This window comes from Actinobaculum suis (genome assembly GCF_900102025.1).
Classification (GTDB): domain Bacteria; phylum Actinomycetota; class Actinomycetes; order Actinomycetales; family Actinomycetaceae; genus Actinobaculum; species Actinobaculum suis.
The window spans coordinates 1-24,804 of record NZ_FNAU01000004.1; the positions used below are offsets into that span (position 1 = coordinate 1).

Here is a 24,804-nt window from a genome sequence, read left to right on the forward strand (position 1 = left end):
GCGTAGTTCATAGCCTGTTCAAAAGGCGTAACCATCTGGCCTTGGCGCATTTCTGCATGATCAAGATTGACGCCGATGGATTTCTGTTCGATGAGTGTTTTCGCATCCGGAATGATGGCATCGATATAGCCACGCCGGGAGGTGCCTTCCTCGTAGCGCACGCCCGTGACGGTTTGAACTTCCGGCATGCCCATGACCGAACGCAGCAGATTACCCCAGAACTGTTGGGTATCGCCCTTTTCATAGCCGCGCCCGCGCCACGTTTCCGCGAAAGTCTGCGCGTTGTGGCGCCGCTGAGTTTCGGTAAGCGTTGAACCTGTAACCTGTGCCGTCATAGCCCCCATGTTAGCTGCAGGGTCCGACACAAAATTGTGGCGCAGGGTAACGCCGTCGCGAAATCTAACACTTATTCGTGGATTGGCCGAAGTGTAACGGTATATAAAAGAGGAATACAGAGGAATACGCAGCGTAGCCCAATTGCCATAGGAGAAGGGGTCAAACGGCTTTGCGCGAAGCAGATCAGATCAGTCAACGCTCCCCTTTTCGAAAACTGCACTTTCATCTCGGAACAGCAAGCGCCCGTAGCGGTAAGCGCCTGTAGCGGTAAAACGTCAAAAGCAGGAAGCTCCAATAGCGGCAAGTGCCAGTAGTACCTTCCACATCAGCAACACCCAAACCAGTACACCCAAACCAAAACACCCGAACACCCGAACACCTGAAATAGTCCCGGGTTTCTCCCGCGTGCAGGCGCGGCTAGATAAGAGCTAAAGCGTGGCAAACTTCGAGTCCGAAGGTTTTTCCCGCGCGCAGGCTTGGCTAGATATTATGGCTGCATGGCAACACGTGAGCGTGAGAGTGGGTGTGGATAAACCATGACCGAGCACGCCAATGTAACTATCTACGACGTCGCTAAGCTTGCGGGCGTCTCGGCCTCCACGGTTTCGCGAACTTTCTCCTCGCCGGCGCGCGTGAGCGAGAAAACGGTTGCCAAGGTACATGAAGCCGCCCGCACGCTCGGCTACAAACAAACGGGATCGGTCTACTGGGAAGAATCGGAAAGTCCGCGCTTACTTGGAATCGTGATGGTAGAGATTGCGAATCCGGTTTATCGCGATATTCTCAAGGGCTTCCAAGATGCCGCGGCGGCCAAGGGCTACAGCATGGTGGTGATCAATTCCCCGGGAACTCCCGAAACCGAGAAGCGGACTCTTAATGCGGTGCTTCCGTTCCTCGATGGCATCGCTTTTCCGATTTCTTACCTGAGCCTCGCGGAGATCCGTAAGTTCGGGCGCGCAAAGCCCGTAGTGCTAATCAATAGGCACGCCACTGGGCACACGTGCGTGGTTGCTGGTGTCAAACGTGGCGTCCACGAAATGTGCGAGCACCTGCAAGAACTCGGCCATACGCGGCTCACCTATTTAGCCGGGCCGGAACAATCATGGACGAACGCGTTCCGCTGGCGTGCTCTGCAACGCGAGTGCGAACAGCGGGGACTTTACGTGCGGCAGGTGCGTGGCCTCGTAGCGATGTTTGAAGGTGGGGAGAAAGCGGCTCGCAGGTGGCGGCCGGAACATGGCACCGCGGTGGTTGCGTTTAATGACGCGATGGCGGTGGGTTTCATCCGCGAAATTCGCCGCCGGGGCATGGCAGTGCCGCAGGACGTCTCGGTAGTCGGTTTCGATAATTCGTATTTGGCTACCCTTGCCGATCCACCTCTCACCTCACTTTCCTCCGGTGGTGAAAACATCGGTCGCAAGGCGGCCGAATCGCTGATCTGGCAGAACAACAACCGCCGAATCCGGGAGCGCAAAACGTTCCTGCTTCCGGTTGAGTTCGCGGTGCGGGGTAGCACGGGCCCCGCCCCAGTGGTCCAATAGGGGTAGCGCGGGCCCCGCTCCGGCTGTACAAAAGTGGGAGAAAGGGCCCCGCCCCAGTAGTCCAATAGCGTTAGCACGGCACGCAAAAGGAGCCTGGTATTGGTCCGGGCCGGTAAAGCCAGAAACATACCAGGCTCCCCATCTGCGGGATGCGTGCAAGAGGCAGGGCGGCTCTGCGAAAAACATAAACGCAGCGGGTGAGGCCCTGCCCGCTCTGCCTCGTAACTCGGAGCTAAGCGCCTCTAGACCAGGAGCTAGGCGCCTTGTTCCTCCTTCAGCCGGAGCCAGCGTTCACGCACTTTGTAGGCATTGAGCTTGGGCTGGCGGTCGCGGGTAAACATACCCTTCTTGTTCCCCGCCACGCGCATGGTGCCCGGAACGGTCTGGAAATCGGCGAAGTTCCACATCTGTTCACCCTGGATCTGCGGGTAGTCGTCAAACACGCGGTGGAACATGGCGAGGTTATCTGCCTGGAACTCTTCGGACCACGGGCGGGCGAAGAAGTCCTTGTTGCCGTTTAGCGTATCTGGGCCGTACTCGGTAAAGATGATTGGCTTGCCGGGGAAACGTTCGATCCAGCCGTCGATTTCGCGGCGTAGCGCCGCTTCGGCGTCGTTCAGTTTGCCCGTGTTCACATACCAGCCGTAATAGCGGTTGAGCATGATGACGTCGAACAGGTCGGTAATCTTCTCAACGTCCGGGGTCGAGAGCATGACGTTCACGTAACCAACCGGGCGGGTCGGGTCAGCTTCCCGTGCCAGTTCGACGAGTGGTTTGAAGTATTCGCGGGAAGGGTCCGTGTTCGTTTCCGGTTCGTTAGCAATCGACCAGATGACGACCGACGGGTGGTTTTTGTCGCGCGCAATGAGGTTGCGAATTTCGCGAGCGTGCGCCTCTTGGGTGGTCTTGTTTACCGTTTCTTCGGAGAAGGTGGTGAAGCCCTGCGAGCCGAAGATACCGCCGCCAATGCCCATGTTCAAACCAACAGCGGGGGTTTCGTCGATTACCACCCAACCCTGTTCGTCCGCGTAGTCCATGACTTCTTCGGCATACGGGTAGTGCGAGGTGCGGAAGGAATTCGCACCCTGCCAACGCATGATGTCAAAATCGTTGATCATCGAAACGTCGTCGTGCTGCTTCCCGCGAATGTAGTTGTCTTCGTGGCGGCCGTAACCGCGGAAGTAGAACGGCTTGCCGTTGATCTTGAACACGCCGTCCTCGATCGTCACGGTGCGGATGCCGAAGCGCTGCGGGTAGACGTCGCTATCGGCCGTCACCTCGAGCGTGTATAGCGCGCCGTGGCCGGGAGCCCAGAAATCAGCGTTTGCGACTCGCAGTTCACCCGTGGCACCTTCGCCAGCGGCAACTTCCGTGCCGGTAGCGTCCAGCACGCGCACCGAAACCTGCTGCGCACCGTTGGCGACGACGTCGTACTTCACCACACCGTCCGTGCCGTCAATGTCGGTAACAATCGTGACATCTTGTACGGCAACCGCGGGGCGGGTGTAAAGCGAGACACTGCGGTGAATACCGGCGTAGTTGTAGAAATCGTGGAAATAGTGCTGCACATCGTTGCCGTCCACGTCTTGATCCACATAGCCCGGCGGGATGGAATTCCAACCGAGGCGATTATCAACCGCCACCGTAATCGTGAATTCTTCGCCTGCCTGCACCTGATCTGTAATATCGGCTTCGAAGGGCAGGTACCCGCCCACATGGCTCACTACTTCGGTGCCATTAACAAACACCGTGGCTTCGTGCGTTGCCGAGCCGAAATGCAGGATTAGACGATCTTCGCCAAACTTGGGAGCGAAGGTAGTGGTCTGGTACCACACGTAACCAACGTGGTCATGCGTGGCATTATCGATGAAGACGTCGTTGTACGACCCAGGTACTGCCATCTTGCGGTTGGTGTCGAGCGGGCCGGCGAACCATTTTTCCGCAAAGCCGGAATTGTTTGTATCGACCTTGAAATCCCAGGTGCCGTTCAGCGACTTAACCTGGCGCGAACGGGATTCTCTCACACGTAACATATTGGCTCCTTTACCAAAGATGTAGCTTGTTCCACTCCAGTATCTCGGAATATGGCACCGTAGCGGTCAAGTTGCCAAAAGTTGCAGGCGGCCGTGGCCGCCCCAGCTACTAGCCGGTGGCCGGTAGCTAGCAGTCGGTTAGCCGGGAATTAGTTGCAGGCAGCTAAAACCTGGTCACGTGTGAAAGCTAATCAACACCCCAGAGGCGGTTCAGCATCTTTTGCGAACGGCCGCCTTCGCGCAAGCCAGTCACGCGCATGGTCTTGCCCTGTTTGCGATATTTTTCGTGGATCGAATGCAAGGTGGAAACCGCGGAAGCGTCCCAAAGAACGGTTCCGGTTAGGTCCACGGTTACCGGCGAAGTGTCTTCATTGAAGGCGAAGGAGTAGAAGAGATCATTCGAGGAGGCGAAGAACAGCAACCCTCTGATCCGATACGTGGTGCCTTCCGGAGTGCTTTCCCGCTCTAGCTCCGTGAACTGGGAAACGTTATGTGTGAACACAATAATTGCCACTACCACGCCGGCAATCACGCCGATCGCCAAGTTTCCGGTAGATACCGTGAGTATCACCGTCACCAGCATGATGAAAGTTTCGGAAAATGGCATCACGCGCAACGTGGAAGGTTTGAGCGAATTCCAATCCATGGTGCTCACCACCACGGTTAGCATTACGGCCACCAGGGCTGCCATCGGAATCAGCCCGGTAATATCGCCGAGTGCCACCACCAATACGAGGAGAAATATCCCGGAAACCAGGGTGGAAAGGCGGGTACGAGCACCGGCCTGGATGCCTACTACGGTCTGCCCCACCATTCCGCAACCGCCAATGCCGCCAAATAGGCCGGCCACCAGGTTAGCAATGCCTTGCCCCCAAGTTTCTCGGGACTTAACCGAATAGGTTTGCGTCGCATCATCCACAATATTCGCGGTGAGCAGGGATTCCATCGTGGCCACCAAAGCCATCGCAAAGGCGTACGGGAAAATGATCTGCAAAGTTTCCCAGGCCAGTGGCACCTGCGGGATCAGCAAGGTAGGCCAAGAGGAAGGCAATTCGCCCATATCTCCAACCGTGGGTACGCCAATACCCGTCACGACGACGAAGATGGTGAGGACCACGATGGCCACCAAAGAGGAAGGGATCGCCTTCGTCAATTTGGGGAGCAACCAGACGATGAGCACGCCCGCAACAACTAGTGGGTAAACCTGCCACGGCACATTAATTAGATGCGGCAACTGGGCCGAGAAAATCAAAATGGCCAGCGCATTTAGGAAGCCAATATTTACGGATCGGGGAATGAAACGCATCAACCGTGCCACCCCGGCCACACCCATAATGATTTGCAGCAGGCCGCCAAGCAATACCGTGGCAATCAAATAGTCCATGCCGTAATCGCGCATTACCGGCGCAATTACAAGTGCCACCGAACCGGCAGCCCCGCTCATCATGGCCGGCCGCCCTCCGGTAAACGCGATCGTGATCGCAATCGCCGCGGAAGCAAAAAGGCCGACCTTCGGGTCTACGCCCGCCACAATCGAAAATGAGAGCGCTTCCGGAATCATTGCGAATGCCACCACCAGGCCGGCAAGTACTTCCGTAATAAACGTCCGTCCGGAAGAAAATGCGGTCTTAAACGACCCAATGGTGTCTAATGCAGTTGGCCGCGTCTTGTGAGGCATGGGCTTCTAACTCTCTTTCTTGCGGTGCGTGCAAAACAGCAGAATTGTTAGGCTATCGCATACCTGTAGCACTTGTAGTGCCGCCCTGGTCACAAAAGTTGCAATGCTAGGGCAGAATGCCAGCGGCCCGCATAGATCACGTATGGCGTTTTAGTTCCAAAGTCCTTACAGTTCAGAAAGTACGGGTCGTGGCCTAAAACTTGCCGGTTAAAAAACCGCGGGCAGGGCCCAAGCCAAGGTATAAACCCGGTTTGTGCCCCGCCCGCGGCCCTAATAATTGTATTTAGGCCTGCGCGGAAAGCAGTTTAGGCTTGCGCGGAAGCGGAGTCGCTAACGTCGTCGGGCCGGGGAATCAGGGAGGAGAAGGCCAGCGCGCACAGCACCAGCGCCGCCCCGCCAATAATCGCCCACCGGTAGCCGGCAAGCACGTCGGCACTTTGCCCCACGAAGGTGTTGATCGCGTAAAGGATCGCGAAGCTCAAACCGGCACCCAGGTTGAAGGCACCGGAATTCATGCCGGGCAGGTAACCCTGGTTATCGGCCGGGCTGAGTACCACACCCAAACCGTTGAGCATAATGTTGACGATACCCGCGTAGGTAATACCCACCGCGATGCTAATGAGCAAGAGCAGCAGGCGCGTGGGCCGATCGGCTACGAAAGCGGTGAAGAAAAGCAAGCAACTGGTGAGCAACAGACCCACCTGCAATACGCGCTTGTAACCGAAACGGGAGGCCAACTGGCCACTGATCGGACCCATGAGCAGGCCGGCAATCGCGTACGGGGAAAGCGTCCAGAAGGAAACTTCAGCGGCGCTAATTCCCGGGCCTACCGTCGCGTCTTGTGCCAAGCCTGGCACCAGCCCGTTCATCACCGCGAAAACGCCGGTCATGGTCAGCAAAGTGGTACCTAGCAGAGCCCAAGTGCGGCGTTGCTTCAAATACGTGGTGGTAACTAGCGGGTGTTCCACCCGGTTTTCCACCTGCCAGAAAATCCAGAAGGCAATAATTGCTACCACGATGAGTGCGCCGAAGAGCGCCCAGTTCGCTTCGGCCAGTTTGCCGGCCTCGTTGAAGGCAAAGTAGAGAGCGGCAAGCACGATCACCAGCGGGAACGTGCCCTTCCAGTCCATGGGTACCTGTTCTTCCGCGCGCGATTCTACGGTGCCGTGCCAGATCGCGAAGACGGCGATCAAGCACACCACGGCCATCACAAAGAACACGGACTGGAAACCCCATTTATCGGCGAGCCAGCCGCCTGCCAAGGCATCCACACCCGCAATACCGCCGTTGATTGCGGTGAGCACAGACATAAGTTTGGCGTATTGGCGATTATCGGGCACCTGTACGTGCAACATAATCAGTGCCATGGGAACCACCGGCCCGGCCACGCCCTGAATAACGCGGCCCACGGCCAATAGGGGCACTCCGCCCACATATGCGGAAAGTCCGGAGATCACGCACCCGATTCCGGTAATGGCGAGCATCCACAGCATGATGCGGCGCCGGCCAATCAGGTCGCCCCAGCGGGGGAGGAAGAGGGAGAACAGCGCGGCCGCGGCGAAGAATGCTGTTTGGGTAAGGCCAATTTGGCTGGCATCAACACCGAGCTGGTGTTCCATAGTCACCAGGGCGGGGGAGAGCATGGAAGCGTTGAGTTGGAAGGCGAAGATCGCGGCAATGAGCGCGATCATAAGCACCGGAACACTTGGTGTTTTATCCACGACTCTGCGGGAGGTAGTGGTTTTCATAGGTGGCTCCTCTTTGAGCTAGTAGGGGTTCAGACGGGCGGGCGGGCCTAGTCGAAAACTATGGTCCCGCCCGCCCGCGCAAGTTTATTACTATAGGTTGATTACTATAGGTCTGCGAGCTCATCCTCGCGTGGTTCGGTGGCACCTGGTGAGTACAACACGCGGCGGGCCAGCGCATGACCATCTTCGGTAGCGCGGATCACATCGCGATGACGCAAATATGAGGCGAGGAAACCGGCGTTGAAAGCATCGCCAGCTCCCGTCATATCGCGCGGATTCTTGGCAGGTTTCACCGGCACGGTAGCGTGCAGTTTTCCTTCGATAAATATCTTGGTGGCATTTTTACCCGCCCGGGCCAGGAGGGTAGTTTCCGGCAGTTCGGCTAGGAATTCTCCCGGCTGGTCGCCGTGCGCGAGGTCCATGTATTTTGTTTCGTCTTCATTGGCAGAAACAAAATCTGGGCGCAGTTCGCGCATTAGCTCTTTGAATTTATCGATACCGAAAAAGTCGATCATTCCCGTGGAAGAAACATCGAAGGAAAGCATTTTGCCCTGTGCTTTCACTTGCTTCGCGGCCGCAATCACGGAATCGGCGGTGGGGTTGCCTTGGAGCGAATAACCGGTGATGTGCAGCAATTCGATGCCGTCCAGCCACTCCGGGGCAATGGTTTGTAATTGCCCGGAAGCCCCGCGCGAAGGAAACATATTCCGTTCGCCATGGTCGTTGATCATAACCACGATCATTCCGGTAGCGTCCGCCACCTGGCATTTCACCTCCACTCCGTGGCTTTCCAGTTCCCGGGTGAGGGTGATCCCCGCTAGGTCATCGCCTACGCAACCGATAAAACGCGTGGGGTAGCGGCTACCCGCGAAGGCCGCCACATTTGCGGCAGAACCTCCGCGGGTCATGGTGATCTCAGACCTGGTATCAGTTGCCGGGCGCACCGGTTCCTGTAACCAGATCACGATGTCTTGAACAATATCTCCTATAACACCTAGCATGACGCATCAGTTTTTCTTAGGAGGCAAGTGCCGCGGCGATATCTGCGGCCACGCGCGCATTGTTGAAGTACAGGGCTACATTGGCGTCCAGGCTGGCATTGTTGGTTTCCTGGCGAATGAACTCGAGCAGGAAGGGCGTTACTGCTTGGCCTTCCACGTTCTGATCTTCCAGGGCCTGCCAAGCCTTTTCGATGATTACGTCCAAGCCTTCCGGATCGAGCTGTTCGGCTTCCGGAACCGGGTTGCCCACGCAGATCGCTTCCGAAAGGCCCATATCCCGCATGGTGTTGAAAATAGTGGCCACTTCTTCCGGCGATTCCACGCGGTTGGCCAGCTTGTAACCGGAATCGGCCACGTAGAAGCCCGGGTAGTTGTTCGTCTGGTAGCCCACTACCGGCACCGAAAGGGTTTCGAATCGTTCCAGGGTGGCGTGAATGTCCAGCACGGCCTTCGCACCCGAGCTCACCAGTACGATCGGATACTTGGCCAAAGCCAACAGATCGGCAGATTCGTCAAAGTTTTCGGAAGCGCCATGATGTACGCCGCCCAGACCGCCGGTGGCGAAGACCTTGATACCGGCCTTGTATGCCAAGAAAGTGGTGGCCGCGATCGTGGTGCCGCCATTCTTCTTGGTTACAGCACCGTAAGCCAGGTCCCGGATGGAGGCCTTGAAGACGTCGTCGTCCTCACTAAGTTCCTTGATCTGTTCCGGGGTGAGGCCTACCGTGGGCACGCCGTGGTATACGCCGATGGTAGCCGGAACGGCACCTTGGGCGCGGATAGCTTCTTCGCCTTCGAGCGCCACTTCGTAGTTGCGGGGGCGCGGCAACCCGTGCGTGAAAATGGTGGATTCGAGGGCAACAACCGGCTTGCCCGCCGCTACCGCGGCCACGATGGAATCAGCAATTTTAATGGAAGCCATTTTCTTTCCTTTGCATGCTAGATGGTTCTCTTAGGCCTTATCTAATGCGAAAATAGGAGCTGGAACCAGACCTATTTACCTATTCTTTGATAGGAAAGCCTTATGAAGTACACGCTACATCAGCTTCGCACCTTTGCGGTATTGGCGCAAACTGAACACTTCGGTAAGGCCGCCGAGCTTTTGGGGGTTTCCCAACCCACGGTCAGTAACGATATTCGTAATTTGGAGCGGGCGCTCGGGGTGGTCCTTTTCAAACGTTCCCGGGCCGGATCGAGGTTGACGCCGGCCGGCGCGGCGCTCGTAGAACAAGTGGACCTGGTGTTGCGGGAAGCGGAAAAGCTGGGTGAGTTAGCCCGGGCCGCGCAGGCCACACAAACCGTCCGTTTCGGGCTTTCTCCCAGTTTGGTGAACCGGTTAGCGCCGGCGGTGCTCGCGGCGCTCGACCAGGAAACAAATACCCGGAGCCCGCGCACGAGCGTGAAGCTTTTGGAAGTGGGAACCGGGGAACTAGAAGGATTGCTTATCCGGGAGCAGGCCGATTTGGTAGCCGGGCATTTTGTACAAGCCCCGCCTGGCGCGCGCGGGGCCACGATCGGCCAGGACGCCATTTGGGTGGTTTCTGGACCCGGCAAATTCCATCCCGATAAGCCCGTAGAAGTAGCGAGTTTACGTAATAAGAAGCTGTTGATCTGGCCGCGGGAAAACAGCCCGCGCTATTACGACTATTTGGTGGGGCTATTGCACGGGGCCGGGATCGAACCGGAAATATCCCATGCGGGCTTGCGCGTTTCGGGCGCGTACTCCTATATGCTCACCACCGGCCGGGCCTATTCGCTGGTCCCCGAAGATTTCGCTTTGGAAATCCCGCAAAGCCTTTCTGCCGCACCGATCAGCCCACCGGCCAGTATTCCCCTCGATGTGGCCTGGCGCCAGCCGGCCCTACCCGGCGTCGAATACCTAATCCAGCTGATCATCAAAGTACGCGAAAACTGGGCGCACGCGGGCTAGGCCCGGGCGCCGACGCCGTGGGTGGTTGTTTCAAGCCCGGTAGCGGGAAGGCGCGGGTGCGGTACGGATAGCGGAAGGCGCGGGCGCGGCGCCGGCTATTTTCCGTTTTTCTTGGCGCCGCGCCAGGCTTGGAAGAAAGCAAGGCCAATGAGCGCCAAGGTGAACCAGAGCAGGTATTTGTTGATGAGCTGCACTACCGCGAGCACTTCAGTTCCAAAGGTCCAGCCGAGTGCAATAAAGACGCCGTTCACCGCCAAAAGGGAACAAATATTGAGGAGCGCCGTTAGCCAGGCACGTTGCCGTAAGAAACCAAGCAAGCCGTTCACGATCGACGTCGGGATCGGGCCCGGGCAGTAACCCACCGGTACCAGGCAGGAGGTAAATACCTGAGCGCGCCGCGAGGCCAGCGCCCGCCGCGCCAACCGTTGCACGCGGGGCGTGTACTGGGTAGACAGGTCAATAAAGTCCATGCCCCAACGCCGGCCCATCCAATAGTAGAAAGGCATGAACTTCAGCGCGCCCACCAGCGTACACAGCCAATAACCCCACCACGGGCCATCGCCCACCGAAGCATTCGCCCCGCCCAGCACCGAAGAAGTATAGCCACCCACCAGCAAGGTGTAAGCCCACGGGTGGTTCAAAAGCCAGGTGCGCAAGGGAATAAGCACAATCCCAAACACGAATATTACGAAGAGCATGCCGATCAGAAAAATATCGGTGCGTTGCGGGTTCGCAAGAAAATCCGGAACCTGCACTTCCTCGGCTTCGGCTGCTTTCGAAAGCGCTTCCTGCGGTATTTCCGGGGATACGCCGTTTTCGTGTTCCGCCACTCGTTTCCCGCCCTTCCTTTGTCTGTTTGCCCGTTGCAGTTGCTGGTGGCTTACCGCCCCGCACTGTTATCTCCCGCAAGCCTGTGACCGCGTACCGTTTGGCCGCGCGGCGACCACGAGGCGGCAACGTTTTACCACTGCGGGGCCAGCACCTAGATAGTTAGCCGGGTGCTTACCGTTTGGAGTATATGCGGGGTGCGCGGTTGCGCGTATTTTGTTTTACCTTCGCGTGCGCATTGCCACGCGTTACTATTAACCGCATGTGTACCGATTCCGTAGCATTACACCCCGGCCTAGACGAGGTGCGCGAATACGCCGCCGCGGGCCAATACACGCGTTGCCCAGTGGCGATGCGCCTCCTTTCCGATTTTCTTACCCCGGTAGGTGCGCTCGCGATCCTCAAAAATGCTTCCGACCACGTATTCCTCCTCGAATCCGCGGGCCAAAATAACACTTGGGGTCGCTACACATTTTTGGGTCTAAATCCGAGCCTGGAAGTTACCGCCCGGGACGGCCAAGTCACCATCACTCCCGGGGAAACATTTACGGCACACCCCTCGCAAATAATCCGGGATATTCTGGCCCGCTACCGCAGCCCGAAAGTTCCGGGCATGCCTACTTTTACCGGCGGGCTGGTGGGATATTTCGCTTACGACTACGTGAAATACGCCGAACCTTCGCTGCAGCTAGCGGCCGCGAACCCGCATGGTTTCAATGATGTAGACCTCATGCTGTTTGAAACCGTGATCGCCTTCGATAATTACGCCCAAACCATCCAGCTCATAACCAATATTGATGTGCAGGCCCCAGATTTGGAAGCCGCCTACGCCCGCGCCGCCGCACATCTGCAAGAGCTCGCTCAGTTGTTGGTATCTGGCACGCCGAGCCCGCATACGCACGGCCGCCTTACCGGGCCGATTACCGCGGCGCTCAGCGAAGCCGAGTTCACGCAGTTGGTGCGCCGCGCCCAGCACTTTATTCACGAGGGCGATATTTTCCAGATCGTCCCTTCTAATGCACTTTCCGCGCCTTTCGAAGGTTCGCTTTTCGATACCTACCGGGTGTTGCGTACGATCAACCCTTCCCCATACATGTTCTATTTTTCGGGGGACGCGATCGAAATAGCGGGGGCTTCCCCCGAAACTTTGGTCAAACTTGCCGACGGCGTACTCCACACTTTCCCCTTAGCGGGTACGCGGCCGCGGGGGAAAACACCCGCGGAAGACGAAGCCTTGGCCACCGAACTTTTGGCGGACCCAAAGGAACGGGCCGAACACAATATGCTGGTAGATCTGGGCCGTAACGATATTGGCAAGATTTCCGAGTTTGGCACGGTAGAAGTGGAAAAGTACATGGAGATTTTGCGCTTCTCCCACGTAATGCATATCGGTTCGGTAGTGCGCGGGAAGATCCGCGCGGATAAGGACGCGCTAGACGCCGTCGAAGCACTACTTCCCGCCGGAACGCTTTCCGGGGCACCGAAAATCCGGGCCATGGAAATCATTAGCGAACTGGAAGGGGACCGGCGCGGCCTGTATGGCGGGGCGCTCGGCTACCTCGATTTTTCTGGCAACCTGGACGTGTGCATCGCTATCCGTTGTGCTTATAAAGCGGGCGGGCGCGTGTGGGCGCGCAGCGGGGCCGGAATCGTGCAAGATTCGGTACCGGAAACCGAATACCGCGAAACCGTCAATAAGGCTGCCGCGATGCTAGACGCCCTGCGCGTAGCTGAAGAACTCATCGGCCCTGGAAATGTGGTGTTCCCATGATCCTGCTTCTCGATAACTACGATTCTTTCACTTATAACCTCTACCAGGTGATTGGTGCTCTCAATCCGCAGGTGCGGGCCGTGCGCAATGACGCCCTGCAGGTAGCAGAAATCGCGGCCCTGCATCCGGAAGCGATCGTGATTTCGCCCGGCCCGGGTTTCCCGAAAGACGCCGGTATCAGCGAAGAGCTTATAGCTAAGCTGGGCCCGCAAGTGCCGATTCTTGGCGTGTGCCTGGGCCATCAAGCTATTTGCGAGGTGTACGGCGCAGAAATTACCTACGCCCACAAAGTGGTGCACGGGAAAAGCGACCCGGCCGCCGTCGACACTAAATCCGTACTCTTTTCCGGGCTGGAAGCCACGCAAGAAGTAGCGCGCTACCATTCTTTGGCGGTGCGGGAGGATACTTTGCCGCCGGAGTTACGGATTACCGCGCGTAGTTGCGACGACGCCGAAGTTATGGCCGTAGAGCATACGCGCTACCCGGTGTACGGGGTCCAATTCCACCCCGAATCGATTATGACTCCGCAGGGGCCGGCGATGCTGGAGCGCTTTTTAGCGGCAGCACATGCGCTATAGCGGCCACTGCCTGCCGGCGGTAAGCACGGTGGTTAAAACTATCGAAAAGTATGCTTTGAATCGCATAGCCTTCGATAAGGCCAATAAAGATCGGGGCGATACCGCACATATCGGCTTCCGGATTGCCTTGCTCGCGGGCCCAAGTTTGCATGAGGTTGAGCAACTTGGTGGAAAACTCGTTGTAGATATCTTTGAGTAGCCGGCCTAATTCGCCATCGCCTAAAGCGGCGGCGCCCAGTTGTACCAGAACTCGGGCGCGTTCGGGATCGGCGTCGAGCGCGTCAAAAGCCATGGTCAAAATATCGTGCGGGGCCAGAGCCTGTTCGGAAGCAAAATTGATAGCCCAGCGCGGGGCAGAAATAGCTTCCGCAATAATTTCTTTGAAGATCGCCGGCTTGTTTTCAAAATGGTGATAGATCGCCCCGGCAGACGTCCCCGATTCGCGCACAATATCCGAAATAGAAACTTGGGAAACGCCTTTGGTGAGAATCAGGCGGCGCGTGGCCGCCAAGATCTCCTGGCGGCAAGATTTGTGAGACGTCATACCCTCAGTCTAAGCGGCGTTGCAGGGTTTTCCGGTAAGGAAATGCCGCGCACCTGCCGTTAAGTCAAGAATGTGCCTGCCGCTAAGGCAGGAATTTAGGGTAAAACGCGGGCGAGGATTGGGAAAAATGCGTGTGTTTAGGAAAAAACATGGGCATATTTACCGAAAGTTGTGGGCAAATCTACCGCGCTGTGAATTACGCAAGATTAGCATCACGGAAATAGGCGGAAATAACATACTGACCAGAACGATCGTTATGGTTGAACAAGTACTAATTACAGAACGATCATTTTGGTAGCTTCGCGGGTTCGCGTCACCCGAGCTTGCGGGCAGTCATACATCTCATACGCTGATTCGCCTCGGAGGGGTACAGAACTATGACGGGTGCTCCCGTTCCCAATGCTCAGACTGGACCGGCAAGCGCACCGCGCGCGGAAAAGACGGCGCCGGCGGCGGCGCCAAACGCGGAAACCGCGCCGCAAACTGCCCCGCAAACTGCCCCGGAAACTGCGCCGGAAACCACGCCGCAAACCGCCCCGGAAACCTCGCTGCAAACTGCTCCGGAAACCGCGCCGGCAACCGATACCACTTTGCGGCTGGGGCTAGACGTAGGTTCCACCACGGTCAAGGCGGTGGTCACGCGCGGCACGGAAATCATTTTCTCGGCCTACCGGCGCCATAATGCGGACGTACGGCGGGAAATGTTGCGTCTGCTCACCGATGTGGCAGAGGCTTTCCCAGAAGAATCCATGTATGCGGCGATTACAGGTTCGGGCGGGCTTTCGGTTTCGCAAGGCATGGGCGTGGGCTTCGTGCAGGAGGTGGTGGCCTCCACGGAAGCAATTGAGCGGCTCAACCCGGATGTAGACGTAATGATTGAACTGGGCGGGGAGGACGCCAAGCTCACCTATCTGAAACCCACCCCGGAACAGCGAATGAACGGTACGTGCGCGGGCGGTACCGGGGCGTTTATTGACCAGATGGCGAGCCTGCTGAATACGGATGCGGCCGGGCTAAACACGCTTGCCGAAAAGTACGAGACGATTTATCCGATCGCTTCCCGCTGTGGGGTGTTCGCAAAAACTGATGTACAACCGCTTATCAACCAGGGGGCGCGGCATGAAGATATCGCCGCTTCCGTTTTCGAAGCGGTGGCCATTCAAACCGTGGGCGGGCTGGCCGCGGGCCGCCCGATTCGCGGAAACGTTATTTTCTTGGGCGGGCCTTTGCATTTCTTGCCGCAAATGCGAGAAGCGTTCCGGCGGGTACTGGGCGAGCAGGTGGAAAACTTTGTAACCCCGGAAAACGGCCAGCTCTACGTGGCTTTGGGCGCGGCCATGCTAGCTAGTGGGCCAACCCAACCGGTAAGCGCATATATTGATGCTTTGGAACATGCCCAGTCTTTGGGTTCGGCGGCGCCCACTTTGCGCCCGCTTTTTGAAAACGAGGCAGAAAAACGCGAATTTGATGAACGCCACGCCCGGGCCACCGTGCCGCAAGTAGATATTAAACAGGCGCGCGGCCCGCTCTGGCTCGGTATCGACGCCGGTTCCACCACGATTAAGACGGCCCTCATCGACGCTGATGGGCAGATCGTGCATTCCACGTACGGTTCCAATGAGGGCGAACCGGTGCAGGCCGCCGTGGAATTGGCCCGCACAATTATGGGAGCCATCCCGGAAGGGGCGTATTTGGCCCGCGCGGCCGTTACCGGCTATGGGGAAGATTTGGTCAAGGCGGCCTTGCACGTGGATGAAGGCGTGATTGAAACCATGGCCCACTACCGGGCTGCCGCCCACCTTTCCCCGAATGTCACCTCCGTGATTGATATCGGCGGGCAAGACATGAAGTACATCAAGATCCGTAATGGCGCGGTGGATTCCATTTCCGTGAACGAAGCCTGCTCGGCCGGTTGCGGTTCTTTCCTACAAACTTTCGCCGCCACTATGGGCACCGATATTATCGAGTTCGCAAAGTCCGGTTTGCAGGCTAAGGCTCCCGTTGACCTTGGTTCGCGGTGCACGGTGTTTATGAACTCGGCCGTGAAAGCCGCGCAGAAAGAAGGCGCTAACGCGGCCGATATTTGCGCCGGCCTGTCCTATTCAGTGGTGCGCAACGCCCTGTACAAGGTAATCAAGATGCGTTCGCCGGAAGAACTCGGGGAACACGTGGTGGCCCAGGGCGGTACTTTCTTGAACGACGCCGTTTTGCGTGCCTTCGAATTGCTCACCGGTAGGGAAGTAATCCGGCCCAATATTGCCGGGCTCATGGGAGCATACGGGGCGGCTTTGACGGCCCAACGCAACTGGGAAGAAGGTAGCACTTCGAGCATGTTGCGCCGGGATCTAGACGGTTTTGCTTTCGATACCGAACAGCGCGAATGCAAGATTTGCCAAAACCGGTGCAAACTCACGATCACTACTTTTGATGATGGTACCCGCCAGGTTTCCGGGAACCGGTGCGATCGGGGAGCTTCCCTGGAAAAGCGGCCGAAAAAGTCGGAAATTCCGAACTTGTACGACTACAAATACGAGCGGATTTTCGGGTACCGCCGCCCGCGCGGCCTACCCGCCCCGCGCGGGCCGATTGGAATTCCGCGCGCCTTGGGGATTTACGAAAACTATCCGCTGTGGTGGACGATTCTTACCGAGCTGGGTTTCCGGGTGCGTATTTCCGGGCGGTCTTCGCACGGGCTGTTCCAAACCGGTATGGAATCCATCGCTTCCGAAAACGTGTGCTACCCGGCCAAGCTTGCCCACGGGCATATTGAATGGTTACTTTCCAAGAAGGTCAAAACCATTTTCATGCCGTGCGTGAATTACGAATACCAACAATTCGAAGACGCCGATAACACCTTCAACTGCCCAATTGTGGCTTTCTATCCGCAAGTACTGGACCAAAACATTGAGGGCTTGGACGATCCGGAAGTCCGCTTCCTCTATCCCTTTGTGACCCTCAATGATCCGCAAAAACTGGCCGAACAATTGGCGAACTGTTTCGCCTATGCGGGCGTGACCGTGGAAGAAGCCCGCCGGGCAGTGGATGCCGGGTTTGCGGAAATGGAGAATGTGCGCCGCGATATTAAGGCGGAAGGGGATCGGGCACTCCAGTACATGCGCGAACACGATATGCGCGGAATCGTGCTGGCCGGCCGGCCTTACCATATTGATCCGGAGATCAACCATGGTATTCCCGAACTCATTCAGCGCCTGGGCATGGTAGTGCTTTCCGAAGATGCCCTTACCGGGGATATGACGGAATCGACCATTACGGACGAACTGTATGTGCGCGACCAGTGGACCTACCACAAACGGCTATACGAGGCGGCAGCCATCGTGCGGCGCACCCCGGATCTGTCTTTGGTGCAGCTCAATTCCTTCGGGTGCGGGATCGATGCGGTAACCACGGACCAGGTGCAAGAAATCCTGGAAAAGACGGGCGATATCTACACTTCCCTGAAGATTGACGAAAACTCAAATCTGGGCGCCGCTCGGATTCGTTTGCGCTCCCTGCAATCGGCGACAATCGAACGTGCCGAACAGGCTACTGCCGAACAGGCCGCTGCCGAAGAGGCCGCTGCCGAACAGGCTGCTGCCGAACAAGCTGCCGCCGAACAATCTGCTGCCGAAGAGACCGCGGCGGCGGCGTCGTTTGGGAAACTTACCGCGCCGAACGGTGAAGCCATGCGCTCGGTGGATATCGATACCACGCAAAGCGAGGAAGAAGCAGGCTACTCGATCACGCCGGCCGGAGCGCCGGTATTCGGGGAGGAAGAGGCCCGCACGCACCGGATTTATGTACCGCAAATGTCGCCGGTACATTTCCGTATGATTGAGCCGATTCTCTCCCGGGCCGGGTACGACGTCGAGGTGCTCGAACATGCTTCGCGCGAAGATGTAGAACTCGGTTTGCGTTACGTTAACAACGACGCTTGCTACCCGGCGATTATGGTGATTGGCCAGCTCGTCAATAAGTTTGTGACGGGCGGGGCCGATCCGGATCGTTCGAGTGTGGCGATTACGCAAACCGGTGGGATGTGCCGGGCCACTAACTATGTGGGCATGTTGCGGAAAGCTTTGCGGGACGCCGGTTATCCACAGGTGCCCGTGATTGCACTTTCCGCGCAGGGCATTGAAACTAACCCCGGGTTCAAACTCACGCCGCAGCTGCTACATAGGGCGGTACAAGCGGTAGTGATTGGCGATCTGCTCCAAACCGTGCTGTTGCGCGTACGCCCGTACGAAGTAGAAGAAGGCGCGGCGATGCGGCTGTACGAACGGTGGGATGCCATTACTCGCGAATTCTTCCGTTCCGGCTATTCGGAAACCGCGGGCCGGCGCGTGGGCTACACGTGGATTATCAAAAATATTGTGCGCGAATTTGATGAGCTCCCGCTACGCGATGAACCGCGCCGCCCGCGCGTAGGGTTGGTGGGCGAAATCTTGGTGAAGTTCCACCCGGATGCTAATAACGACGCCGTACGGGTCATCGAATCTGAAGGTTGCGAAGCCGTGCTCCCGGGCTTGGCCGCATTCTTCTTGCAGGGCATGTACGTGGCCGATTACAAGTGGGAACACTTCGGGCTGGGCACGAAGGCCGGGCGGAGCGCTCAAAAACTGGGGATTAAGGCTGTGGAGGTATACGAAAAGCCGATGCGGGATGCTTTGGCAGCCACCGACGGAAAATTCGACGTCCCAGCCAAGATCGACCATATTGCAGCTCAGGCCCAGAAGATTATTTCTTTGGGCACGCAAGCTGGGGAAGGCTGGCTGCTGGTCGGGGAAATGATCGAGCTGATCGAAAGTGGAGCGCCGAATATTATTTGCGCCCAGCCTTTCGCTTGTTTGCCGAACCACGTGGTGGGCCGGGGCATGTTCCGCGCCTTGCGGCATGCCTACCCGCAATCCAATGTGGTTTCGATCGATTACGACCCGGGGGCTTCGGAAACAAACCAGCTCAACCGGATCAAACTCATGGTTTCCACGGCCCATAAGGCCTGGGCCCAAGCCATGGAAAGTGGGGAACCGATCCAGCGGGCAGATGGCAAACTGATCGACCCGCACACCGGTGTGCTCGCAGACTGGTCTGGCGAAGACGAGTTTGCAGCCCAGCGCGGCTTCGGCGCATTCTCCCGGGCTCGGGCCCGAGCAGGTAGCCGGGCTGGCACCCAAACCGGCTGGCGCGCGAGCGGGGCCTCTTCCCGGCCGGGCAAGCGCCGCTCCGCCAGAGTGGAAATGCAGCGCGGGGCTGATGGCCGCATGCGAGCCGTACTCGTTCCGGCCGAAAAACAATAAACGTGCGGCATTAACGCCAGCAGCCGGGCGCCGCTTTGAAAGCGGCGCCCGGCTGCGTGCCGCACGGCTTACTCGCCTGGCGGCCGTGGCTCAGCAGCTTTGCGGCCTAGCGGTTTTTGTGCACTGGCCGCTCGGCTAAGCGATTAGCGCCGAGCGGCCGGTGGGCCTAGTTTTTCTTTTCGATCGGGCCGAGCACCATGCTCGCCCAGGCCGAATGCAAGGATTCTTGATCCGAAGGCTGGAAGAGGCCGGCCAGCACATCCCGGTACAAACGGGAAAGTTCGTGCGTTTCGTAGTAAGAGCTGCCCCCGCAGGCGCGGATGCATTCATTGACGGCCCGCAAAGAAGCTTCCGCCGCCAAATTCTTGGCCGCGGAAAAACGCGGATATTCGCCCGGGTCACTCAACTCCCCGCCATTATCCACGCTATGCGCCAATTCGCGTAGCGCCGGCCCCACGGGATACATGGTGAGTGCTGCTTCCGCGATACGCCACCGAATATCCGGATCATTGGCATACACGTCTTGATGCAATACAGACTTACGCTGCTTTACGTGCGCGGCCGCTACTTCAATCGCCCGTTCGCCAATACCCTGATAGGTAGCACCCAGCAAAATCTCAAAATTCGAGAAAATGCCATACACTACCGGTTCCTTAGAAGGCCCGGGGTTCACCAAGCCGAGCACATTTTCCGGCGCAATCCGCGCCTCCTGGAGCACCGTAGTGTTCGACTGCGTGGCCCGCATCCCCGTCACATGCCAATCGTCTTTGATCTCAAAGCCGCCGTCGTTCCGGTTTACGAGGCCAAACACATTCTGCGTGCCCGTTTCCGAAGTAACCGCCCCGAAAGTCATGAGCCAATCCCAAGCGGGTGCGAGCGAAGTGAAAACCTTGGTACCGGAAAGCAGATAGCCGCCCTGGCCATCTTCCCGGGCCTGCGTGAGGGAACCGAAAAGCACCAGGTCATTGCCCGGTTCGGAAATCCCGAAAGCGAAAAGTTTGCCCGCGGCAGCTTCCCGCAAAATCTTTTCTCCGTTGGCTACCCCTTGCCGTACCAGCCAGCGGCCCAAACCCACAATAATCTGGTGCATATTAATGCCCAGTGCCGTGGCCGGCGCGGCTTTCGCCAAACGCGTCTGCTCGGCGGCAATCTCCGCCAAACTCAAACCGGCCCCGCCGTATTCTTCCGGAACAAAGGCGGCGTAGTAGCCGGCATTGCACAAATCTTCGTAGTCATTGAAAGGGAATTCGTTAGCGGCATCGTGTGCGGCCGCCCGTGCATGGAGAGTGCTCAGTAGCTCATCCGATAGGAATGCCATGGTGCTCCTTTGTTCAACATCCAGTACGCGCTTCGCGCACTCGTTAACTTTACGCGCCCGTGGCGGGGCATGGCACACCTAAAGCACGCGAACCTTCGCCTACCGGTGCTGCGCACGCCTGGGCCTCGCGCGGGCCAATACCTACTCCCGCGCCGGTCCGTTCCCACGCTGGCCAGATCTCGGGCTCGCTAGCGTCACCCGGCACCTCACGCTGCTATTTCCGTTGCTTTCGCCTCTTCGGGCCGTATTACCGCGCCCGCGTGCCTTTCTGCTGAGAGGCGAGATAACCCACACAGGTTTTGGTTAGACGGGCCGGGCCTGTAGAATCACCGGTGACTCCCCACGCGGCGTTATCTCGCAAAACTCCCCCAGGGTCGGAAGGCAGCAAGGGTATGCGGGCTCTGACGGGTGCGTGGGGCGTCTTTTTTTTGCGCGGGCGGGCCGCGCGGCCCAGCTAGTTCGTACCGGCCCCCGCGATCTTTGGCCTATAAGCCCGATATTTGTAGCGTATAAGCTCCAGCTGGCTTGTCTCAGCTTGTGTCTGCCTGTACCGGCCCTGCGATATTTGCCCTGTTTTGCTGCGAATGTGGGTTACCCCTTGGGGAGTGGATGCAACACGAGCGCCGCGGCAACGTAGACTGGCGAGCGTGAGCATGGCACTTTATCGGAAGTATCGACCGGAGCGATTCCAAGACGTGATCGGGCAAGATCATGTGACGCGGCCCCTGATGGCCGCCTTACGGGCTAATCGCACCGTGCACGCCTACCTGTTTTCGGGTCCGCGCGGGTGCGGCAAAACTACTTCGGCGCGGATTTTGGCCCGCTGCCTGAATTGCGCGCAGGGCCCCACCGATACCCCGTGCGGGCAATGTGATTCTTGCCGCGACTTGGCCTTAGATGGCGCGGGTTCCCTCGACGTCGTCGAAATGGACGCCGCCTCCCACGGTGGGGTAGACGACGCACGTGACCTCGTGGAACGTGCCGCTTTTGCCCCGGTACGCGACCGCTACAAGATTTTCATTATTGACGAGGCGCACATGGTGACCACGCAGGGTTTCAACGCCCTGCTGAAGCTTGTGGAAGAACCGCCAGCCCACATCAAATTTGTTTTTGCTACCACGGAACCGGAAAAGGTGATTGGCACGATTCGTTCGCGCACCCACCACTATCCTTTCCGCCTGGTTGCTCCAGACACCATGGAAAAATATTTGGCGGGGATTTGCGCTCAGGAAGGTTTCACGCCCGGGCCGGGCGTGTTGGGGCTCGTTGTGCGCGCCGGGGGTGGTTCGGTACGCGATTCGATGTCTGTGCTCGACCAGCTCATGGGCGGTTCGGAATCTTCTACCCTGGAATACGAACGGGCGATCGCACTGCTCGGGTACACCGATTCGGCGATGCTGGACCGTACCGTAGCGGCGGTGGCGGCTGAAGATGGCGGCAAATTATTTGCCACCGTGGAAGAGCTGATTGGCGCCGGGCACGAACCGCGCCGCTTCGTGGCTGATTTGCTGCAGCGTTTCCGCGATCTGGTAGTGATTTCTTTGGCGGGGGAGGCCGCGCCAGACGCCCTCGGTTCCCTTCCCCAAGACCGTTACGAACAGATGGTGGCGCAAGCGCAAGCTCTGGGCGCCGCGCGTGCCACTTATAGTGCGGAACAAACCAATGAAGCACTTTCGCATATGACGGGCGCCACCTCGCCGCGCTTGCAGCTCGAGTTGCTTTGCGCGCGCCTCTTGCTTCCTGCGTATCAAAAACACGGGGGTGCGGTAAACGGTGCCGGTTTTGGTGGTGGTGGTTTTACCGACGACGCCGGAGCTCGCGCCGCGCTTTCGCAGGCCGGGGATCAACCGGGCACGGCTCCGGTCCGGCCAGCTGCGGCCGGCGGAAAATCGGCACGCGATGTCGCCCGGGAACGCGTTATGGCTGCGGCCCGCCAAGCTTCCGTGCAACAAGGCACGGCGCAACGCGGCCCTGCCGCACCTGCACCGGCTGAGTCAACAGCTGCGCCTGTCGCACCTGTACCGGCTGCTCCGGCGGCTTCACAATCCGCGGGCGTTGCCACCCCGGCTCGGGCGGGCGCGGCTCCCGCAGAGGCAGCGAACGAGCCGCACGAAGAGGTGGAGAGCAAGCCGCGCGAAGAACCGGATTTCGTGCGGGTTTTGCAGGATCAGTGGCAAGCGGTCACTACGTCGGGGGCCTTCGCGCAGGGCATTTTTGCAGAACCGGCGCGCCCGGTGAGTCAGGACGGAAATACGGTGACTATCGCTTTTGCGGGCGAGCGCGGTTTGCAATTATTGGAAAATCCGCGCAACTTGGAGCGGCTTAATAAACACCTCTCGATATTTACGAACAAGGTGGTGGGGCAAAACATTACGGCACGTCCGGTGCCGGAGGCACAGCTTGCGGAAGGTGATGATGCTCGCCCAAAAGCTGAGCCCGCGTTCGCGGGCGCGAAGAATATAGCGCAGTCACCGGCCGGTAGCGAAACGCCGCCTTTGCCGGAAGAAATTTCGGACGAGGAAGAGGAATACCCGGAAGAAGAAGTTCCCTTCTACATGCAGCGCATGCCCATGCCGCGTTTCCCGGCAGAAATGCAAGCTGCAGCCGGGCCTAGCCAAGCCGGCGCCAACGTAGCGGCAACGCCGGACGGTGCGGCAACACCGAGTCCGGCTCCAGAAGTTCCGGGAGTGCCGGAAACTCCGGAATCGCCTGCGCCCGCGCCAGCGCCGGCGCCGGGGCCGACCTTCCGGATTCCGACCATGCCCAAGACCCACCAAAACCCGCAAGGCCCGGGCTTTTCGGCAGTTCAGGCCGTGCGGGAAATGCAAAGCGGGCAGCGTGCCCCCGGGGTCGCCCCGGGCATACCTTCCGCCGCGAGCAACGCGCCGGCGCCGATGTCACCGGCCACCCCGGCACGGACCCCGGGTGCAGATCAGACCGGTGCGGGAGCCCCAAGAGCGGAAGGATCCGCAGCAGCAGGAATCTCAGCAGCGGGCACCCCGGTAGCGGGTGTCGCGGCGGCTGGCAGTCCGGTAGCGGGTGTCGCGGCGGCCGGCAGTCCGGTAACGGGTAGTTCCGCGACGGCGAAGAGTGAGCTTTCGCCCGGTAGCATGGGCAGGCCAGGTAGCCTGGGAGCGGGGCAAACGGCGTCGTCACCAAGTGGAGCCACCGGCACTTTCGCTAGCGCTGCCGCGTATGCGGGCGCTGCGGCAAACCGGGCGGGCAATAGCCTGGATCCGGCTTCGGCCACGCCGGCGCCGGGCTCGCCAAGCTGGTTGGATGAGGAATCGGTTTCGGCAGATGATCCGAAGATTTCGGAATCTTCCGTGGTCGGTGTGGACGTGGTGCTCGAAACTTTCGAGGCGCAGATTATTGAGGAAATTACGGAGAGCGAGGAGAGCGGTTACTAATGGCTGGAATTTTTGATGGTGCGGTACAAAACCTCATCGACGCCTTTAGTCGCCTGCCCAGTATCGGCCCCAAAAGTGCGCAAAGAATAGTTTTCTACCTGCTCGAACAAGACGAAGCAGAAGTAAAAGAACTGGCCGATGCGCTGCTTGCCGTAAAAGAAAAAGTGCATTTTTGCGAAATCTGCGGAAATGTTACCGAACAAAAAGTGTGCACGATATGCTCCGATCCGCGCCGCTCAGAAGAAACCATTTGCGTGGTGGAAGAAGCTAAAGACATCGTGGCCATCGAACGCACTCGCGAATATCGCGGAAAATACCACGTGCTCGGCGGGTCCATTAATCCCATCCGCGGGATCGGCCCCGAAGACCTGCGTATTCGTGAACTTCTGCAACGTCTCCAAAACGGAGCGGTCCAAGAAGTTATCCTCGCCACCGACCCAAATATCGAAGGCGAAGCTACCGCGGCCTACATTATCCGCCTCCTCAGCCCGATCGGCATCAAAATTTCCCGGCTCGCCTCCGGCCTTCCCGTGGGTGGCGATCTCGAATATGCCGATGAGATCACCCTCTCGCGTGCCTTCGAGGGCCGCACCAAGGTAGCAGGGTTCGACGCCGCCCCCGCGCAGCCAGCCACACCGGAAGCCGCAACCGACCCGGCTACGCCCCCGAACCCGCCGGCCGCGCCGGCCGCTGAAACTGGGCCTACCGCGAATACAAATCCGCCTGCCACGCCGGACGGTGAAACCAGCCGCGCCGCGCATCCAAACCCGCCGGCCGCGCCGAAAAACTGAGCA

15 protein-coding genes, 1 other RNA gene and 1 pseudogene are annotated in these 24,804 nt (G+C 58.5%); 8 read left to right on the forward strand and 9 right to left on the reverse strand.

Features of this window, described 5'->3' with window-relative positions:
• On the reverse strand, nt 1–335 hold a 335-nt coding region (locus BLT47_RS03040; RefSeq protein ID WP_338070725.1), incomplete at its 3' end, for a type IIL restriction-modification enzyme MmeI.
• A 537-nt stretch (nt 336–872) separates the two neighbouring features.
• Here BLT47_RS03040 and BLT47_RS03045 point away from each other — a divergent pair.
• On the forward strand, nt 873–1,877 hold the full coding sequence (locus BLT47_RS03045; RefSeq protein WP_074661485.1) for a LacI family DNA-binding transcriptional regulator: 1,005 nt from the start codon (nt 873–875) through the stop codon (nt 1,875–1,877).
• A gap of 254 nt (nt 1,878–2,131) precedes the next feature.
• Here the strand turns inward: BLT47_RS03045 and uidA are convergent, their stop codons facing one another.
• The 5 genes from uidA to BLT47_RS03070 form a co-directional block, all read right to left on the reverse strand.
• The gene (uidA, locus tag BLT47_RS03050) at nt 2,132–3,910 is read right to left on the reverse strand and encodes a beta-glucuronidase (protein ID WP_074661489.1); all 1,779 of its coding nucleotides are present in this window, start codon (nt 3,908–3,910) and stop codon (nt 2,132–2,134) included.
• Between the two features lie 187 nt (nt 3,911–4,097).
• On the reverse strand, nt 4,098–5,588 hold the full coding sequence (locus BLT47_RS03055; protein WP_049619116.1) for a SulP family inorganic anion transporter: 1,491 nt from the start codon (nt 5,586–5,588) through the stop codon (nt 4,098–4,100).
• Nucleotides 5,589–5,893: 305 nt separating this feature from the next.
• A complete protein-coding gene (gene uriT, locus BLT47_RS03060) occupies nt 5,894–7,336 on the reverse strand; it encodes a uridine transporter UriT (RefSeq protein ID WP_074661493.1) in 1,443 nt (480 codons plus the stop codon).
• 104 nt (nt 7,337–7,440) lie between these two features.
• Nucleotides 7,441–8,337, reverse strand: a complete 897-nt coding sequence (locus BLT47_RS03065) for a carbohydrate kinase family protein (protein WP_049619118.1) — start codon at nt 8,335–8,337, stop codon at nt 7,441–7,443.
• Nucleotides 8,338–8,353: 16 nt separating this feature from the next.
• Nucleotides 8,354–9,259 carry a pseudouridine-5'-phosphate glycosidase gene (locus tag BLT47_RS03070; RefSeq protein ID WP_049619119.1) on the reverse strand — a complete coding sequence of 302 codons (906 nt, stop codon included), beginning with the start codon at nt 9,257–9,259 and terminating at the stop codon, nt 8,354–8,356.
• A 102-nt stretch (nt 9,260–9,361) separates the two neighbouring features.
• On the opposite strand from BLT47_RS03070, the gene BLT47_RS03075 reads away from it, so the two are divergent.
• Nucleotides 9,362–10,267 (forward strand): LysR family transcriptional regulator, encoded by a 906-nt coding sequence (locus tag BLT47_RS03075; RefSeq protein ID WP_074661496.1) that lies wholly within the window; start codon nt 9,362–9,364, stop codon nt 10,265–10,267.
• A 95-nt stretch (nt 10,268–10,362) separates the two neighbouring features.
• On the opposite strand, the gene BLT47_RS03080 is transcribed toward BLT47_RS03075, so the two are convergent.
• Nucleotides 10,363–11,097: a hypothetical protein gene (locus BLT47_RS03080; RefSeq protein WP_218122534.1), complete on the reverse strand. Its 735-nt coding sequence runs from the start codon at nt 11,095–11,097 to the stop codon at nt 10,363–10,365.
• A gap of 260 nt (nt 11,098–11,357) precedes the next feature.
• Between BLT47_RS03080 and BLT47_RS03085 the strand changes: the two genes are divergently transcribed.
• Together BLT47_RS03085 and BLT47_RS03090 are read left to right on the forward strand one after the other, a co-directional pair.
• The gene (locus tag BLT47_RS03085; protein ID WP_074661708.1) at nt 11,358–12,866 is read left to right on the forward strand and encodes an anthranilate synthase component I family protein; all 1,509 of its coding nucleotides are present in this window, start codon (nt 11,358–11,360) and stop codon (nt 12,864–12,866) included.
• Entirely contained in the window at nt 12,863–13,444 is a 582-nt protein-coding gene (locus BLT47_RS03090; protein ID WP_065415614.1) for an anthranilate synthase component II, read from the forward strand. Before BLT47_RS03085 ends, BLT47_RS03090 begins: the two co-directional genes overlap by 4 nt.
• Here BLT47_RS03090 and BLT47_RS03095 read toward each other — a convergent pair.
• Entirely contained in the window at nt 13,383–13,988 is a 606-nt protein-coding gene (locus tag BLT47_RS03095; RefSeq protein WP_074661500.1) for a TetR/AcrR family transcriptional regulator, read from the reverse strand. The genes BLT47_RS03090 and BLT47_RS03095 overlap by 62 nt on opposite strands.
• 377 nt (nt 13,989–14,365) lie before the next feature.
• Here BLT47_RS03095 and BLT47_RS08900 point away from each other — a divergent pair, with 377 nt between their 5' ends.
• Complete coding sequence (locus tag BLT47_RS08900; RefSeq protein ID WP_083330026.1) at nt 14,366–19,282, forward strand: acyl-CoA dehydratase activase-related protein; 4,917 nt, start codon at nt 14,366–14,368, stop codon at nt 19,280–19,282.
• 166 nt (nt 19,283–19,448) lie between these two features.
• Here the strand turns inward: BLT47_RS08900 and BLT47_RS03110 are convergent, their stop codons facing one another.
• On the reverse strand, nt 19,449–20,600 hold the full coding sequence (locus BLT47_RS03110; protein WP_074661503.1) for an acyl-CoA dehydrogenase family protein: 1,152 nt from the start codon (nt 20,598–20,600) through the stop codon (nt 19,449–19,451).
• A gap of 331 nt (nt 20,601–20,931) precedes the next feature.
• On the opposite strand from BLT47_RS03110, the gene ffs reads away from it, so the two are divergent.
• The 3 genes and pseudogenes from ffs to recR all read left to right on the forward strand — a co-directional run.
• An RNA gene (ffs, locus tag BLT47_RS03115) (signal recognition particle sRNA small type) lies at nt 20,932–21,028 on the forward strand.
• A gap of 225 nt (nt 21,029–21,253) precedes the next feature.
• Complete coding sequence (locus BLT47_RS03120; RefSeq protein ID WP_256332512.1) at nt 21,254–24,010, forward strand: DNA polymerase III subunit gamma and tau; 2,757 nt, start codon at nt 21,254–21,256, stop codon at nt 24,008–24,010.
• A pseudogene (gene recR / locus BLT47_RS03125) lies at nt 24,010–24,609 on the forward strand (recombination mediator RecR); the annotation flags it as partial. The gene BLT47_RS03120 and the pseudogene recR, both read left to right, overlap by 1 nt.
• Between the last annotated feature and the right edge of the window lie 195 nt (nt 24,610–24,804).